This is a genomic window from Sinomonas sp. T428B (assembly GCF_056780155.1).
Window position 1 is genome coordinate 1,476,755 of sequence record NZ_JBRAZR010000001.1, and the last position, 14,876, is coordinate 1,491,630.

15 protein-coding genes are annotated in these 14,876 nt (G+C 74.1%); 12 read left to right on the forward strand and 3 right to left on the reverse strand.

Going from position 1 to position 14,876, the window contains the following annotated elements; genetic code table 11:
* The first annotated feature begins 9 nt into the window (after positions 1–9).
* The 3 genes from pgsA to ACUYMY_RS06845 all read left to right on the forward strand — a co-directional run bounded on the left by pgsA (position 10) and on the right by ACUYMY_RS06845 (position 1,722).
* Complete coding sequence (gene pgsA / locus ACUYMY_RS06835; protein WP_481702854.1) at positions 10–606, forward strand: CDP-diacylglycerol--glycerol-3-phosphate 3-phosphatidyltransferase; 597 nt, start codon at positions 10–12, stop codon at positions 604–606.
* A 1-nt stretch (position 607) separates the two neighbouring features.
* The gene (locus tag ACUYMY_RS06840) at positions 608–1,108 is read left to right on the forward strand and encodes a CinA family protein (RefSeq protein WP_481702855.1); all 501 of its coding nucleotides are present in this window, start codon (positions 608–610) and stop codon (positions 1,106–1,108) included.
* Between the two features lie 188 nt (positions 1,109–1,296).
* Complete coding sequence (locus ACUYMY_RS06845) at positions 1,297–1,722, forward strand: helix-turn-helix domain-containing protein (protein WP_481702856.1); 426 nt, start codon at positions 1,297–1,299, stop codon at positions 1,720–1,722.
* Between the two features lie 83 nt (positions 1,723–1,805).
* Here the strand turns inward: ACUYMY_RS06845 and ACUYMY_RS06850 are convergent, their stop codons facing one another.
* On the reverse strand, positions 1,806–2,300 hold the full coding sequence (locus ACUYMY_RS06850; protein ID WP_481702857.1) for a MarR family winged helix-turn-helix transcriptional regulator: 495 nt from the start codon (positions 2,298–2,300) through the stop codon (positions 1,806–1,808).
* Positions 2,301–2,386: 86 nt separating this feature from the next.
* Between ACUYMY_RS06850 and ACUYMY_RS06855 the strand changes: the two genes are divergently transcribed.
* The 7 genes from ACUYMY_RS06855 (at position 2,387) to dapF (ending at position 9,553) form a co-directional block, all read left to right on the forward strand.
* Positions 2,387–2,608, forward strand: a complete 222-nt coding sequence (locus ACUYMY_RS06855; RefSeq protein ID WP_481702858.1) for a DUF3046 domain-containing protein — start codon at positions 2,387–2,389, stop codon at positions 2,606–2,608.
* Positions 2,609–2,883: 275 nt separating this feature from the next.
* On the forward strand, positions 2,884–3,930 hold the full coding sequence (recA, locus tag ACUYMY_RS06860; RefSeq protein ID WP_077489212.1) for a recombinase RecA: 1,047 nt from the start codon (positions 2,884–2,886) through the stop codon (positions 3,928–3,930).
* Positions 3,917–4,492, forward strand: a complete 576-nt coding sequence (locus tag ACUYMY_RS06865) for a regulatory protein RecX (protein ID WP_481702859.1) — start codon at positions 3,917–3,919, stop codon at positions 4,490–4,492. Before recA ends, ACUYMY_RS06865 begins: the two co-directional genes overlap by 14 nt.
* A 99-nt stretch (positions 4,493–4,591) precedes the next feature.
* Complete coding sequence (locus ACUYMY_RS06870) at positions 4,592–5,944, forward strand: aggregation-promoting factor C-terminal-like domain-containing protein (protein ID WP_481702860.1); 1,353 nt, start codon at positions 4,592–4,594, stop codon at positions 5,942–5,944.
* Positions 5,945–5,964: 20 nt separating this feature from the next.
* Positions 5,965–7,512: a tRNA (N6-isopentenyl adenosine(37)-C2)-methylthiotransferase MiaB gene (miaB, locus tag ACUYMY_RS06875; protein WP_481702861.1), complete on the forward strand. Its 1,548-nt coding sequence runs from the start codon at positions 5,965–5,967 to the stop codon at positions 7,510–7,512.
* Positions 7,513–7,568: 56 nt separating this feature from the next.
* On the forward strand, positions 7,569–8,588 hold the full coding sequence (gene miaA / locus ACUYMY_RS06880) for a tRNA (adenosine(37)-N6)-dimethylallyltransferase MiaA (protein WP_481704989.1): 1,020 nt from the start codon (positions 7,569–7,571) through the stop codon (positions 8,586–8,588).
* Positions 8,585–9,553: a diaminopimelate epimerase gene (dapF, locus tag ACUYMY_RS06885; protein WP_481702862.1), complete on the forward strand. Its 969-nt coding sequence runs from the start codon at positions 8,585–8,587 to the stop codon at positions 9,551–9,553. The genes miaA and dapF overlap by 4 nt, the downstream gene beginning before the upstream one ends.
* 62 nt (positions 9,554–9,615) lie before the next feature.
* On the opposite strand, the gene ACUYMY_RS06890 is transcribed toward dapF, so the two are convergent.
* The gene (locus ACUYMY_RS06890; protein WP_481702863.1) at positions 9,616–9,951 is read right to left on the reverse strand and encodes a VOC family protein; all 336 of its coding nucleotides are present in this window, start codon (positions 9,949–9,951) and stop codon (positions 9,616–9,618) included.
* 100 nt (positions 9,952–10,051) lie between these two features.
* Positions 10,052–10,663, reverse strand: a complete 612-nt coding sequence (locus ACUYMY_RS06895; protein ID WP_481702864.1) for a class I SAM-dependent methyltransferase — start codon at positions 10,661–10,663, stop codon at positions 10,052–10,054.
* 421 nt (positions 10,664–11,084) lie between these two features.
* Between ACUYMY_RS06895 and hflX the strand changes: the two genes are divergently transcribed.
* Complete coding sequence (gene hflX / locus ACUYMY_RS06900) at positions 11,085–12,731, forward strand: GTPase HflX (protein WP_481702865.1); 1,647 nt, start codon at positions 11,085–11,087, stop codon at positions 12,729–12,731.
* The gene (locus ACUYMY_RS06905; RefSeq protein ID WP_481702866.1) at positions 12,724–14,841 is read left to right on the forward strand and encodes an ATP-dependent DNA helicase; all 2,118 of its coding nucleotides are present in this window, start codon (positions 12,724–12,726) and stop codon (positions 14,839–14,841) included. The genes hflX and ACUYMY_RS06905 overlap by 8 nt, the downstream gene beginning before the upstream one ends.
* The last annotated feature ends 35 nt before the right edge of the window (positions 14,842–14,876 follow it).

Below are 14,876 nucleotides of genomic sequence, written 5' to 3' on the forward strand. Positions count from 1 at the left end.
GCTGAACCGGTGACCCCACCGCCGTCTGCCCCGCCGAGCCAGCTCTGGAACCTGCCGAACATCCTCACGATGTTCCGGATCGCCCTCGTCCCGGTGTTCATCTGGTTCATGGCTGCGGACGGCTCCGAGCAGGGGCCCCTCCGGTGGCTCGCGGTGCTCGCCTTCGCCGTCGCGATGTACACCGACCAGCTCGACGGGCAGATCGCGCGCGCCCGCAACCTCGTGACCGACTTCGGCAAGATTGCCGACCCGATCGCCGACAAGCTCCTGACGGGGTCCGCGCTCGTGCTGCTCTCGCTGCTCGGCGAGCTCCCGTGGTGGATCACGATCGTGATCCTCGCGCGGGAATGGGGCATCACGGCGCTGCGCTTCGTCGTCATCCGCTACGGCGTCATGCCCGCCTCGCCGGGCGGCAAGCTCAAGACGGTCCTCCAGACCGTGGCCCTGGGCCTGTACCTCCTGCCCCTGCGGGACATCGCGCCGGCCGTGCCCGCGGTCGCGTTCGCGGTCATGCTCGCCGCCGTGGCCGTGACGGTCGCGACGGGCGTGGACTACGTGGTCAAGGCGCTGCGGCTGCGCGCCGCAGCGCGCGGGGCGGCGGGCTGAGATGGCCGACAACGGCAGCACAGCGGGCGTGGGGCCCGCCGAGGTCGTCGCCGAGTTCGTCGCCCGCGGGCTGACGGCGGGCACCGCCGAGTCGCTCACCGCCGGCCAGGTAGCGGCCGCCCTCGCGGAGGTGCCGGGCGCCTCGGCGATGCTGCGCGGCGGGATCGTGAGCTACGCGAGCGAGGTCAAGGCCAGCCTCCTCGGCGTCCCCGAGGGGCTCCTGGCCGAGGCCGGCTCGGTCGATCCGGAGGTGGCGCGGGCGATGGCCCACGGTGCCCGGGAGTCGCTCGGGGCCGACTACGCCGTCGCGACAACGGGGGCGGCGGGACCCGAGCCGCACGACGGCAAGCCGGTCGGGACGGTGTTCGTGGCCGTCGCCGGTCCGGCCGGATCGAGTGTCTCCGAGCACCTCTTCGCCGGAAGCCGGGCGGAGATCCGGGCGGCGGCGACCCGCGCAGCGCTCTCCGCGCTCCTCGGCGCCGTGCGCGGCGACACGCCCTGACAGCCTTCCCCAAGGCCGCCGAAGCTGGGAGCCCCCTGTGAATCGTTTGCGCCAGGCCCCGGCCGGGGAACAAAGATCCCATCACAGCAGTTGTGGATAGTGTCGTCATCCACCGACGGCATCACTAAGATGAGTCAGACCGGAGCCCCGCGCGCGGGGCACCCATGATGAGGAGCGCGTCGATACACATGGTTAAGCAGCCCGTGTCCGTCAATGGAGTAGTCCGCTGGCGCGATGCGGGCCTGGCTGGCAGCACGAAGCAGGAACAGAAGGAGCGCACGATGGTTGTTCTGCGTCATGAGATTGGAGACGTCCTGCGTGACGTCCGCCAGCGCCAGGGCCGCACGCTCCGTGAAGTCTCGCACAACGCCCGCGTTTCCCTGGGCTACCTGAGCGAAGTGGAGCGGGGCCAGAAGGAAGCATCGTCGGAGCTTCTCTCCTCGATCTGCGCCGCACTGGACGTGCCGCTGTCGGTCATGCTCCGCGAGGTCAGCGACCGCGTGGCAGTGGCCGAAGGAATCACGATCCCGGACACCGTTCCGCAGGAGTTCGCCCAGCGGTACGGCCGGGGCCTCCCCAACGACTTGGACGCCCAGCTGAGCAGCCTCAGCTGATCGCCCCCGAACCAGACACCGGCGGGGCCGGGCACGCACAGTGCCCGGCCCCGCCGCCGTTGTGATCTCGGCCCGAGCTCCCGTCAGGCTCCGGAAGGCTCCCCGGGGGCGCGGCGTTCCGTCGGCCGCTCGGCGGCGAGGGCCTCGTTGAGCCGGTTGAGGTAGCGGGCGAGGGCGTCGACCTCGCCCGGCTCCCACGTCCCGAGGGCCTCGCGGAAGAAGGCGTGCCGGCGCCGCCGGAAGGTGTCCACGTGTTCAGTGCCCGCCTCGGTGAGCGAGAGGATGGAGGCGCGCCCGTCGTGCGGGTCGGGCTCCTTGCCCACGAGCCCCAGCTCCTCGAGGAGGGCCACCTGCCGGCTCACGGTGGGCTTGCCGACGCCGACGGCCGCCGCGAGGTCGGTCACGCGCAGGGGCCCCTCGCGGTGCAGGATCGCGAGCAGCCCGTACCCCGCGGGGTCGAGCTCGGGGTGCAGCGTGCGCGCGAGGGACAGGGACGCGGCCCGGCCGCGACGCCACAGGAGGCCGAGCTGCTCCTCGATCTCCTGGAGGGCAGCGTCGAGCTGGTCGGGGGAGGGCATGGCTCCCATCATAGGCGCGCGGCGGCGCAGTCCTCCCGGGCACGCGCTGGGCAGGGGGGCCAGTCCTGGCGTGGGAGAATGGGACGGTGCGGAACAGCGACTTCTGGCGGCTCATGGAGGACGAGTTCGGGTCGGGCTATGCCCACGTCCTCGCCTCCTCGGCCGTCCTCGCCGCCGTCGGGGGGCGGACCGCGGACGAGGCGCTGCGCGCCGGCGTGCACCCGCGCGAGGTCTGGATCGCCGTCTGCGACCTGCAGGATGTCCCCGCCGAGCGGCGGCTCGGGCGCGACCGGCCCATCCGCGACTAGGAAGTTCCGCGACCGAGGCAGACCGCCCTGGCCAGTCCGCGCTTGGGGCAGTTCCGCGACACGCCGCGACGGATTCGAAGATGTGTTCGGGGGCACGGTAATGTCCTCCACAGAGCTTCTTCACGGCGCAATCCGCCGTGGGCACGGGGGAGTTGTCCACAGAGGGGCAGATGGCCGCGACGGCTGTCGGTGGGCGCCGGTAGCGTAGCGGCGTGGAGGACATGGCGGGCCGGACAGGTGCCCCGCCGACGACAATCGGATCCCGGAGGTGGACCATGGCAGTTTCGCCAGAGCGCGAGAAGGCCCTCGAGGCGGCGCTCGCCCAGATCGACAAGCAGTTCGGCAAGGGCTCGATCATGCGCCTCGGCGACGACACGCGCGCCCCGGTGGAGATCATCCCCACCGGCTCGATCGCGCTCGACGTCGCCCTCGGCATCGGCGGCCTGCCCCGCGGCCGCATCATCGAGATCTACGGCCCGGAGTCCTCAGGTAAGACGACTGTGGCGCTCCACGCCGTGGCGAACGCCCAGCGCAACGGCGGCATCGCGGCGTTCATCGACGCCGAGCACGCGCTTGACCCTGACTACGCGGCGAAGCTCGGCGTCGACACCGACGCCCTCCTCGTCTCCCAACCCGACACGGGCGAGCAGGCCCTCGAGATCATGGACATGCTCGTGGGCTCCGGGTCCCTCGACATCATCGTCATCGACTCGGTCGCCGCGCTCGTCCCCCGCGCCGAGATCGAGGGCGAGATGGGCGACAGCCACGTCGGCCTCCAGGCCCGCCTCATGAGCCAGGCGCTGCGCAAGGTCGCGGGCCGTCTCAACCAGACCAAGACCACCGCGATCTTCATCAACCAGCTGCGCGAGAAGATCGGCGTGTTCTTCGGCTCGCCCGAGACAACCACCGGTGGCAAGGCGCTCAAGTTCTACGCCTCGGTCCGCATCGACATCCGCCGCATCCAGACCCTCAAGGAGGGCGCCGACTCGGTCGGGAACCGGACCAAGGCCAAGATCGTCAAGAACAAGATGGCCCCGCCCTTCAAGCAGGCCGAGTTCGACATCATCTACGGCCACGGCATCTCGCGCGAGGGCGGGATCATCGACATGGGCGTCGAGCACGGCATCATCAAGAAGTCGGGGTCGTGGTTCACCTACGACGGCGACCAGCTCGGCCAGGGCATGGAGAACTCGCGGCGCTTCCTGCGCGACAATCCCGAGCTGGCGGACGAGCTCGAGCGCCTCATCAAGGAGAAGCTCGGCGTCGGCGTCAAGGCCGCCGCAGAGGAGCAGCCCCGCCTGAAGGCCGTTGACGGGGACTGACCGGCAGCCCCCGCCGCCCGAGGAGGACCCGGAGGCCGACCCCGAGTCGGTCGCCCGGGCGATCCTCCTGCGCCAGCTCACGCTCGGGCCGCGGAGCCGCGCGCAGCTCGAGCGGAAGCTCCGCGACCGGAGCGTGCCGGACGAGCTCGCCGCGGCCCTCCTGGACCGGTTCGAGGACGTCGGCCTCGTCGACGATGCCGAGTTCGCGCGCCAGTGGGTGCGGAGCCGTGGCCCGGGCAAGTCGCTGGCCCGACCCGCCCTGCGGCGCGAGCTCGGCGAGAAGGGCATCCGCGGCGAGGCGGCGGAGGCTGCCCTTGACGAGCTGAGCCCTGACGCCGAGGAGGAGGCCGCGCTCCGCCTGCTCGAGCGCCGCGTCCGGCGCATCGACCCCGAGGATCCCGCCGCCCGGGACAAGGAGCTGAGGCGGCTCGTCGGCATGCTGGCCCGCAAGGGCCACTCCCCGGGCAGCGCCTTCCGGCTCGCCGCCCAGGTCCTCGAGGCGACCGCCGGCCCAGCGGCGGAGTATCCGACGTGTCCGGAGGATGGCAGCGACGGCGACTGATGTGGCTCATGGGGTAGACGGGGCAGGAGTGCTCCATCGATACTCCTGATCATGCGCCCGCGCCGAGCCCCTCGCCCACGCCGTGCGCGTCGGGGGGTCGTGGCCCTCGCCGGCGCCTCGCTCGGCTGGGTGCTCGCCATGGGCGGCCTCGTGCCCGCGGCCTCCGCGGAGGACGCCCCGCCGTCGGGATTCCCGACGTGGGCGGAGGTCGAGGCCGCGAAGGGCAGCGCCGATGCCACACGCGTCCAGGTCGAGCGGATCACCGCGCTCCTGGGTACGGTCGAGACAGCTGCAGCTGAGGCGTCGCAGGCCGCGGTGGGCGCGGCCGCCGCGTACGCGAGGGCCGAGCAGGCGGTGCGCGACCAGCAGGCGGAGGTCGACGCCCTTGCCCGGGAGCGCGAGCGGCGAGTCGGCGAGCGGGAGGCCAGCCGCCGGGCCGCGGGCCGCATCGCGTCCACGGCCTACAAGGGGGGATCGACGATGGGGGCGCTCGATGCCCTCGCCGTCCTCGGTGACGCCGACGGGCTCAGCCGCCTCAGCACGCTCGAGGCCCTCGGCAACAACGCGGCCCGCACCGTGGCCGCCTACCATGCGGCGGCCAACACGGCGTCGGCGGCCGAGGACCAGTCCCGAGCCGCCGAGGAGGAGCTCTCCCGCCGGTCCGCCGAGGCCGGCGAGCGGCTCGCGGACGCCCGGACGGCCCAGCGGAGCGCCCAGGACGCCGTGGCCACGACCCAGGGCCAGTCGGCCACGCTCCGTGCCCAGCTCGCCGAGCTCGACGCGACGGCGGCCGCCGCCGAGGCCGGCTACCGGGAGGGCCAGGACGCCCTCGCCGCATACGCCGCCGCCCAGGAGGCCAGGCGCCGTGCGGCCGAGGAGGCCGCTGCACGGGCCGCGGCTCAGGCACCGGGCGGCACTCAGGGCCAGGCCGGCTCCCAAGGACAGGGGCCTGCCCAGGCGCCGGGCCCCGCCGAGCCGCAGGCCCCCGCCGGGGCGAGGCCGGGCGGCGGCCAGGCCCCGCCCCCTGCTGGCCAGGCTCCGGCCCCGCCGCCCCAACAGCCTCCGGCCCCAGCTCCTGGTCTGGTGCCCCAGCCGCCCGCGCCACAGCCGCCGGCGGGAAGTCCCGGCGTCGGCGGCGTGGTGAACGACCCGGCCGGAGCGAAGTCCTACGCCGCCGCCCAGCTCCCCGCCTACGGCTGGGGCGGGGGAGAGTACGCGTGCCTCGTCTGGCTCTGGAACCGCGAGTCGAACTGGCTCACCGACGCGACCAATCCCTACAGCGGCGCGTACGGCATCCCGCAGGCCCTCCCGCCCTCGAAGTACTCGACGGCCGGTCCCGACTGGCTCACGAACTACCGGACGCAGATCACGTGGGGCCTCGGCTACATCAGGAGCCGCTACGGCAGCCCGTGCACCGCGTGGGCGCACTCCGAGAGCCTCGGCTGGTATTGACTCCCGGGTACCCTTGATGGGTGAGTTCCACGATCGACGAGAGCACCGCCCGCGCCCTGGGCGGCACCCCGGCCCGGCCGCGCAGCTACGAGGTGCGCACCTTCGGCTGCCAGATGAACGTCCACGACTCCGAGCGCATGTCCGGCCTGCTCGAGGCCGCCGGCTACGTCCGCGCCGAGGGCGGGTCTGAGCCGGACGTCGTCGTCTTCAACACGTGCGCGGTCCGCGAGAACGCGGACAACCGCCTGTACGGCCATCTGGGCCAGCTCCGCCCGGTCAAGGAGCGCCACCCCGGGATGCAGATCGCCGTCGGCGGCTGCCTCGCCCAGAAGGACCGCGACACGATCCTCGCGAAGGCGCCGTGGGTCGACGCGGTGTTCGGCACGCACAACGTCGGCGCCCTCCCGGCGCTCCTCGAGCGGGCCCGGCACAACGAGGCCGCCCAGCTCGAGATCCTCGAGTCCCTCGAGGTCTTCCCCTCGACCCTGCCCACGAAGCGGGACTCCGCCTACAGCGGCTGGGTGTCCATCTCGGTCGGCTGCAACAACACGTGCACGTTCTGCATCGTCCCGAGCCTGCGCGGCAAGGAGCGCGACCGCCGGCCCGGGGACATCCTCGCCGAGGTGCAGGCCCTCGTGGACGACGGCGCCATCGAGGTAACGCTGCTCGGCCAGAACGTCAACTCCTACGGCGTCGAGTTCGGCGACCGCCTCGCCTTCGGCAAGCTCCTGCGCGCGTGCGGCGAGATCGAGGGCCTGGAGCGCGTCCGCTTCACGAGCCCCCACCCCGCCGCGTTCACGGACGACGTCATCGAGGCGATGGCCGAGACGCCCAACGTCATGCCCCAGCTGCACATGCCGCTCCAGTCCGGCTCGGACCGGGTCCTGCGCGAGATGCGCCGCTCCTACCGCTCCGCGAAGTTCCTCGGGATCCTCGACCGCGTGCGCGCGGCCATCCCGGACGCCGCGATCACGACCGACATCATCGTCGGCTTCCCGGGCGAGACCGAGGAGGACTTCCAGGCGACGCTCGACGTCGTCGAGCGCTCCCGCTTCGCCAGCGCGTTCACCTTCCAGTACTCCAAGCGCCCCGGGACCCCGGCGGCGGACCTGCCGGACCAACTGCCCAAGGCCGTGGTCCAGGGGCGCTACGAGCGCCTCATCGCGCTCCAGGACCGGATCGCGGCCGAGGAGAACGCGCGCCAGGTCGGCCGCACGATTGAGGTCATGGCCACGGCGCAGGCCGGCCGCAAGGCGGGGGAGACGCACCGGCTCTCGGGCCGCGCCCGCGACAACCGCCTCGTCCACTTCTCCGTCCCCGAGGGCGCCGAGGCGCCCCGGCCGGGCGACCTCGTGACCGTGGCCGTGACGGCCGCGGCACCGTTCCACCTCATCGCCGACCCGTCGGGCCCGGCCGAGTACGCCCTGCGCCGCTCCCGCGCGGGCGACGCTTGGGACCGTGCGCAGGCCGAGTCGTGCGGCATGCCCGCGGCGCCGGCAGCGTCCGCCGGCCAGGGCCGCCGGGGCGTGTCCCTCGGGATGCCCGCGCTGCCCGTCCGCGCGCGCTAGCGCCCGTGGCGCTCCAGCACCCGGAGTCCGACGGCGGCCCCCCGCGGGCTGCTGCCATGCCGCCGGCCGGCGAGCCGGCCCGGACCGAGCCAACGACCGTCCCGGGCGACCCGCGTCCGCCGGTGATCGCCGTCGTCGGGCCCACGGGCTCGGGCAAGTCCGACCTCGCGGTCGAGCTCGCCCTGGCTCTAGGCGGCGAGGTCGTGAACGCCGACGCGCTCCAGTTCTACCGGGGCATGGACATCGGCACGGCCAAGATCGCGCCCGCGGAGCGCCGGGGCGTGCCCCACCACCTCCTGGACGTCCTCGACGTGCGCGAGGAGGCGAGCGTCTCGGCGTTCCAAAGCTGGGCAAGGGAGGCCATCGCCGGCATCCACGCCCGCGGGCGGCGGGCCATCCTCGTGGGCGGCTCGGGCCTGTACGTGCGCGCGGCCCTCGACGTCCTCGAGTTCCCCGGCACCGACCGCACCGTGCGGGCCCGGCTCGAGGCCGAGGCCGAGCGGGACGGGCCGGGGCCCCTGCGGGCGCGCCTCCGCGAGGTCGACCCGGTCTCGGCCGACCGCCTCGGCGACCTGCGCCGGATCATCCGAGCCCTCGAGGTCCACGAGCTCACGGGGCGGCCGTTCAGCTCCTTCATGCCGGAACGGCAGTACGCCGCGCCGGCGGTCCAGATCGGCCTCGACCTGGACCGCCCAGTCCTGCACGCCCGGCTCGCCGAGCGCGTGCACCGCATGGTCGACGCCGGCCTGGCCGCCGAGGTGGCCCGGCTCGCCGCGGCGGGGCTCCGGGAGGGCAGGACAGCGTCACGCGCACTCGGCTACGGCCAGTTCCTGCGCGTCCTCGACGGGGAGTCGACCGTCGAGCAGGCCGCGGAGGAGACGATCGTCGCGACGCGGCAGTTCGCGCGCCGGCAGCTCACGTGGTTCCGCGCCGACCCCCGCGTGCACTGGCTCGACGCGCTCGCGCCGGACACGCCCGGGCGGGCGCTCGACATCGTGCGCGCCGCCGACGAGGCCCAGCGCCGGGCAGCCGTCAACGCCGACGCCCGAGACGCGGCCGGTAGGCTGGACCCATGAGCTCCCCCGCCGCGACCTCCTCGCCCTCCACCGCGCCCGCGCAGCGCGCCGCCGTCCTCGCGCAGCTCGCGGGACTGCCGTTCGCCAAGGGCCACGGCACCGGGAACGACTTCGTCCTCGTCGCCGACCCCGCGGGCGAGCGGGTGCTCGGCGAGGCCGAGGCCGCGGCCCTGTGCGACCGGCATCTGGGCCTCGGCGCCGACGGGCTCATCCGCGCCATCCGCTCCGCGGAGCTCCCCGAGGGGCGGGCCGTCCTCGCCGAGGAGCCCGCGGCCGAGTGGTTCATGGACTACCGCAACGCTGACGGCTCGCTCTCCGAGATGTGCGGCAACGGCGTGCGGGCGTTCGTCGCGTTCCTGCTCGACCAGGGCCTCGTCGAGCTCGCGCCGGGGGAGATCCTCGCCATCGGCACGCGCGCCGGCGTGAAGCGGATCGAGCGCCGCGACGGCGGCTTCGCGGTGGACATGGGCCCGTGGGAGTTCATCTTCCCGGCCCAGGCCGAGGCCGACGCCGGCGACTCGCTCGTCACGGCCGTCGGGCTCGACGTCCCGCGCCCCGCCCTGAGCGTGAGCATGGGCAACCCGCACACCGTGGTGGCCCTCGCCACGGACGCCGAGCTGGCCGGGCTCGGCCTGCACACGGCGCCCGCCGTCGACCCGGTGCCGCCGCACGGGACGAACGTCGAGTTCGTCGTCCCCGCCGAGCCGCTCGTCTCCGGCGGTGTCGGGACCATCACGATGCGCGTGCACGAGCGCGGCGTCGGCGAGACGCAGTCCTGCGGGACCGGCGCGTGCGCCGCCGCCGTCGCCATCCGGCACTGGGCAGGCGCGGGCGCCCCCGACCGATGGAACGTGGTGGTCCCCGGCGGCACGGTCGGCGTCGCGTTCGTGCCCGGGTCCGGGGGCCGCGAGCACGTGGAGCTCTCCGGCCCCGCCGTCATCGTCGCCCACGGCACGCTCGGCTGAGCCTGACGCTGAAGCATGAGGGGTCCGTCCCGCCGGCCGGCGGGACGGACCCCTCGCGCATCTCAGCCCTCGATGAGCCCGAAGGGGTTGCCGTCCGAGTCCTTCACGCTCGCGACGAGCCGCCCGCCGCCCACGTCGCGCGGCTCGGCAAGGACCTCGGCGCCCGCCGCCACGAGCCCCTCGAGGGCGGTCCGCAGGTCCTCGACGGCCCAGTACGCCACGGGTCCCGTATGCCCGGCACGGTGGCCGCTCGGGTCGAGGCCCACCTCGACCGAGTCGGTCTTGAAGCCGACGTAGTACGGCTCGTCGACGTACGGCTCGGCGCCGAGCAGCGTCGAGTACAGGGCCTTGGCGGAGGCGAGGTCGGACACGGGGATGGCGATGTTGTTCAGACGCATGGACTGCCCCTCACGGATCGGTACGGCTTCCGGTCTCAGTACGCTTCCCGTCTTAGTACGGATCCGCGGCGAGGGGAAGGAGCGGGCGCGCCTTGGCGCGTCAGCTCCGGCGGGTGACCCGGAGCACGCGGAAGCCCTTAGACGTCGCCGGCCGGTCGACGTCGTACGCGTCCCCGAGCTCCTCGGCGAGCCACCGGGCGAGGGAGTCCGCGCCGAGGTTCTTCTGCACGACGAGCCACGCCTCCCCGCCCGCCTCGAGCCGCGGAAGCCAGAGCAGGAGGAGCCCGTGCAGGGCCTGCTTGCCGATCCGGATGGGCGGGTTGGACCAGATGGTCGCGAACCGCAGGGAGGGGTCGAGGTCCTCCGGCAGGGACGCGTGGACGTTGCCGAGGCCCGCGAGCCGGGCGTTCTCCTCGGTCAGCGAGAGGCTGCGCGTGTTGACGTCCACCGCGTACACTCGCGCGCCCGGGGAGCGCATCGCGAGGGTCAGGGCGATCGGCCCCCAGCCGCAGCCGATGTCCAGCAGGTTCCCCTCCGGAGCCGGGTCCGGGGCCTCGGCCAGCAGCACAGCCGTGCCCTTGTCGACGCCGTCGGGGCTGAAGATGCCCGCCGACGTGCGCAGGGTGAGCTCGCGCCCCTCGAGCACGACGGCGAGCGGCCGCCTCACGTCGGGGACGCCCGGCTCGGCGTTGAAGTAGTGCGCTGGCTCCATAGGCATCCAGCGTAGTGCCCGGCCCCGGCACACCCGACCGCCGGTCACGGCCGATGCCCCCCGGCGCGCCGGGGCCGCAGCCGGGGGCTAGGCAGCCGGGGCTAGGCAGCCGGGGCTAGGCAGCCGGGGGCGTCCGGTACACTGGAACGCATGTTCCTGTTCATCTGACGCCACGGCGTCGCCGGCCCATGCCGTCCACGACGCCGCCGCGAGGCACCCAAGCCGCCCCCGTGGCCGGCCGCCGCCCGCACGTCCCCGCGCTCCGATGCACCCTTTCCGGCAGCGCACAGAACATCGTCCCAGGAGCATCCGCGTGACACCGCATCCCACTGAAGGGGTCTCTCCACAGACCCCTCCCTCTGACCATGCCGGCGCCGGGCGCCCGCACTATTCTGGAACTGCATCCGCCGCTAAGGAGACCATGACCGACAACCAGCACGACCCGCGCGTCCCGTCCGACGGCAGCGCCGCCCAGGACCTCAGCCCGGCCGACATCCAGGCCGTCATCGACCGCATCCTCGCCAAGGAGGAGGCCGCGGCGGCCAAGGGCGCCGGGCGGCCCGACCGCGGCGGATCCGCGGACGACGGCCGGTCCTCGGACGACGGCACCGGCGACGGGAGCGGCTCCCGCAGGGGCGGCGTCGGGGGCCGCGCCCTCGCGATCTCAGACCTGACGACCGAGCACGGCGACTACGACGGCGAGCAGCGGGACCTGGATGAGCGGCGCGCCCTGCGCCGCGTCGCCGGCCTCTCGACGGAGCTCGAGGACGTCACCGAGGTCGAGTACCGGCAGCTGCGCCTCGAGCGCGTCGTGCTGGCGGGGTTGTGGACCGAGGGCACGCTCGAGGACGCGGAGAACTCGCTCCGGGAGCTGGCCGCGCTCGCCGAGACCGCCGGCTCGGAGGTGCTCGACGGCGTCGTGCAGCGCCGCGTCAAGCCGGACCCGGGCACGTTCGTCGGCTCGGGCAAGGCGCTCGAGCTGCGCGACATCGTCGCCGCGACAGGCGCGGACACCGTGATCGTGGACTCCGAGCTCGCCCCGTCCCAGCGCCGTGGCCTCGAGGACATCGTCAAGGTCAAGGTCATCGACCGGACCGCGCTCATCCTCGACATCTTCGCCCAGCACGCCAAGAGCCGCGAGGGCAAGGCGCAGGTCGAGCTCGCGCAGCTCGAGTACCTGCTCCCGCGCCTGCGCGGCTGGGGCGAATCGATGTCCCGCCAGGCCGGTGGCCGCGTCGGCGCCGCGGGCGGCGGCATCGGCTCCCGCGGTCCCGGCGAGACCAAGATCGAGCTCGATCGGCGCCGCATCCGCACGCGCATGGCCAAGCTGCGCCGCGAGATCGCCGGCATGAAGCCGGCGCGCGAGACGAAGCGGGCCAACCGCAAGCGCAACGAGGTGCCCTCGGTCGCCATCGCCGGCTACACCAACGCGGGCAAGTCCTCGCTCCTGAACCGGCTCACGGACGCGGGCGTGCTCGTCGAGAACGCCCTCTTCGCGACCCTCGACCCGACCGTGCGCCGGGCCGAGACGCCGGATGGGCTCCCCTACACGCTCGCCGACACGGTCGGGTTCGTCCGCTCGCTGCCGACGCAGCTCGTCGAGGCCTTCCGGTCCACGCTCGAGGAGGTCGCGGACGCCGACCTCATCCTGCACGTCGTCGACGCCTCGCACCCCGACCCCGAGGGGCAGATCGCCGCCGTGCGGGAGGTCTTCTCCGAGGTCGACGCGCGCAAGGTGCCCGAGATCATCGTGCTCAACAAGGCCGACGCCGCCGACCCGATCGTGCTCGAGGGGCTGCGGCGGCGCGAGCGGAACCACGTCGTCGTCTCGGCCCGCACGGGCCAGGGCATCGAGGAGCTGCGGCAGGCGATCAGCGAGGCGATCCCGCGCCCCGACGTCGTCCTGACCCTGCTCGTGCCGTACAGCCGCGGCGACGTGCTCAACCGGCTGCACGAGTCGAGCGCGGAGATCCGCTCGATCGAGCACGCCGAGGAGGGCACGCGCGTCGAGGCCGTGGTCCGCGAGGAGATGGCCGCCGAGCTCGCGCCGTTCACCGTCGATGGCTGAGGCCGGGACCGGTGCTGCCGGGGCGCCCGCCCCGGCGCCGGCCGACGCCTTGACCCCGGCCGACGCTGTGCCCCCGGCCGACGCTGTGCCCGCGGCCGACGCCGAACGTCTCGCCGTGCGCCTCCTGGACGCCGCCGTCGCGGCCATGGGGGGCGCACAGCGCGAGGGCCAGCACGAGATGGCCCGGCAGGTCGCGCGCGCCATCGAGGAGGGCGAGCACCTGCTCGTCCAGGCGGGCACGGGCACGGGCAAGTCGCTCGCGTACCTCGTCCCACTCATCGCGCACGCCCAGCACAGCGATCGTCCCGCCGTCGTCGCGACCGCGACGCTCGCGCTCCAGGCCCAGATCGTGGGCCGGGACCTCCCGCGGCTGCTCGAGGCGATCACCCCGCAGCTCGACCGGCCCGTCGACGTCGCCCTCGTCAAGGGCCGCTCCAACTACCTGTGCCGGCACAAGCTCGAGGGCGGCTTCCCGACCGACGACCCGGCGGACGGCGCGCTCTTCAGCCTCGGCGAGGAGGCCGGCGTCGTCCACCCGGCCGCCGCGCCGACGTCGCAGCTGGGCCGCGAGGTCAAGCGGCTGCGCGAGTGGGCCGAGGAGACGGAGACCGGAGACCGGGACGAGCTCGTCCCGGGCGTGTCCGACCGCGCCTGGCGGCAGGTGTCCGTCTCGGCGCTCGAGTGCCTCGGCGCCCAGCGCTGCCCCTTCGCGGCAGAGTGCTTCAGCGAGCTCGCGCGCCAGCGCGGCGCCGAGGCGGACATCGTCGTGACGAACCACGCGCTGCTCGCGATCAACGCCTTCGAGGGCCTGAACGTCCTGCCGGAGCACGACGTCGTGGTCGTCGACGAGGCGCATGAGCTCGCCGACCGCGTCACGGGCGCCGTGAGCGCCCAGCTCTCGGCCGCCATGGTCACGGCCGCGGCCTCGAGCGCGCGCAAGCACTGCGGGATCGGTGTGGAGGCCATCCACGCCGCGGCCGCCGGCCTCGAGCTCTCGCTCGCCTCCGCGCCGACCGGGCTGCTCGCGCGCGGGCTCACCGAGGAGCAGGCGCAGGACGTCGCGCTCGTGCGGGACGCGTGCCGAGTCGCCCTGTCGGAGTCGAAACCGGGCGAGGGGCAGAACACGGCCGACGGCGGGCGGCAGGTCGCGCGCTCCCGGCTCGCCGCGCTCGTGGACGTGTGCGAGCGGATCCTGGACGCCGAGGCGAACAGGGAGGTCGTCTGGGTCACGCGCGCCGGGACCTTCGACCCCGTCGCCGGCTACGCGCCGCCGGACGAGGACGCCCCGGCAATGCTCAACATCGCCCCGCTGAGCGTGGGCGGAAGGCTTCGCGACGGGCTCTTCGCCGACCGCACGGTCGTGCTCACGAGCGCGACCCTCGCGATCGGCTCGGCGTTCGAGCCCACGGCCGGGGGGCTGGGCCTGCTCGGCCCCGGCGCGCCGAGCTGGACGGGGGTCGACGTCGGTTCCCCGTTCGACTACCCGAAACAGGGCATGCTCTACGTCGCGCGGCACCTGCCCAAGCCGGGCCGCGGCGTCTCGCCCGAGGCGCTCGACGAGCTCGAGGCGCTCCTGCGCGCGTCCCGGGGCGGGGCGCTGTGCCTGTTCTCCTCGCGCCGGGCCGCCGAGGAGGCGGCCGACGAGCTCCGGGGCCGGCTCGAGACGGAGATCCTGTGCCAGGGCGACTCGTCGATGAGCGCGCTCGTCAAGCAGTTCGCGGCCGAGCCGGACACGTGCCTGTTCGGGACGATGTCGCTATGGCAGGGCGTGGACGTGCCCGGCCCCTCGTGCCGCCTCGTGGTGATCGACCGGATCCCGTTCCCGCGGCCCGACGACCCGCTCATGACGGCGCGCTCCCGCGCCGTCGCGCAGGCGGGCGGGAACGGCTTCATGTCGGTCTCCGCGACGCACGCGGCCGTACGGCTCGCGCAGGGCGCGGGGCGGCTCATCCGCTCGACGGCGGACCGCGGCGTCGTTGCCGTGCTGGACTCGCGCCTCGCGACCGAGCGCTACGGCGGGTTCCTGCGCGGGGCGCTGCCCCCGCTGTGGGGCACGACCGACCGCAAGGTCGTGCTCAGCGCGCTCGAGCGCCTCGCCGCGGCCGGCTGAGCGGGTCCTCGGGGAAGAGGTTCTCGGGGAGCGGG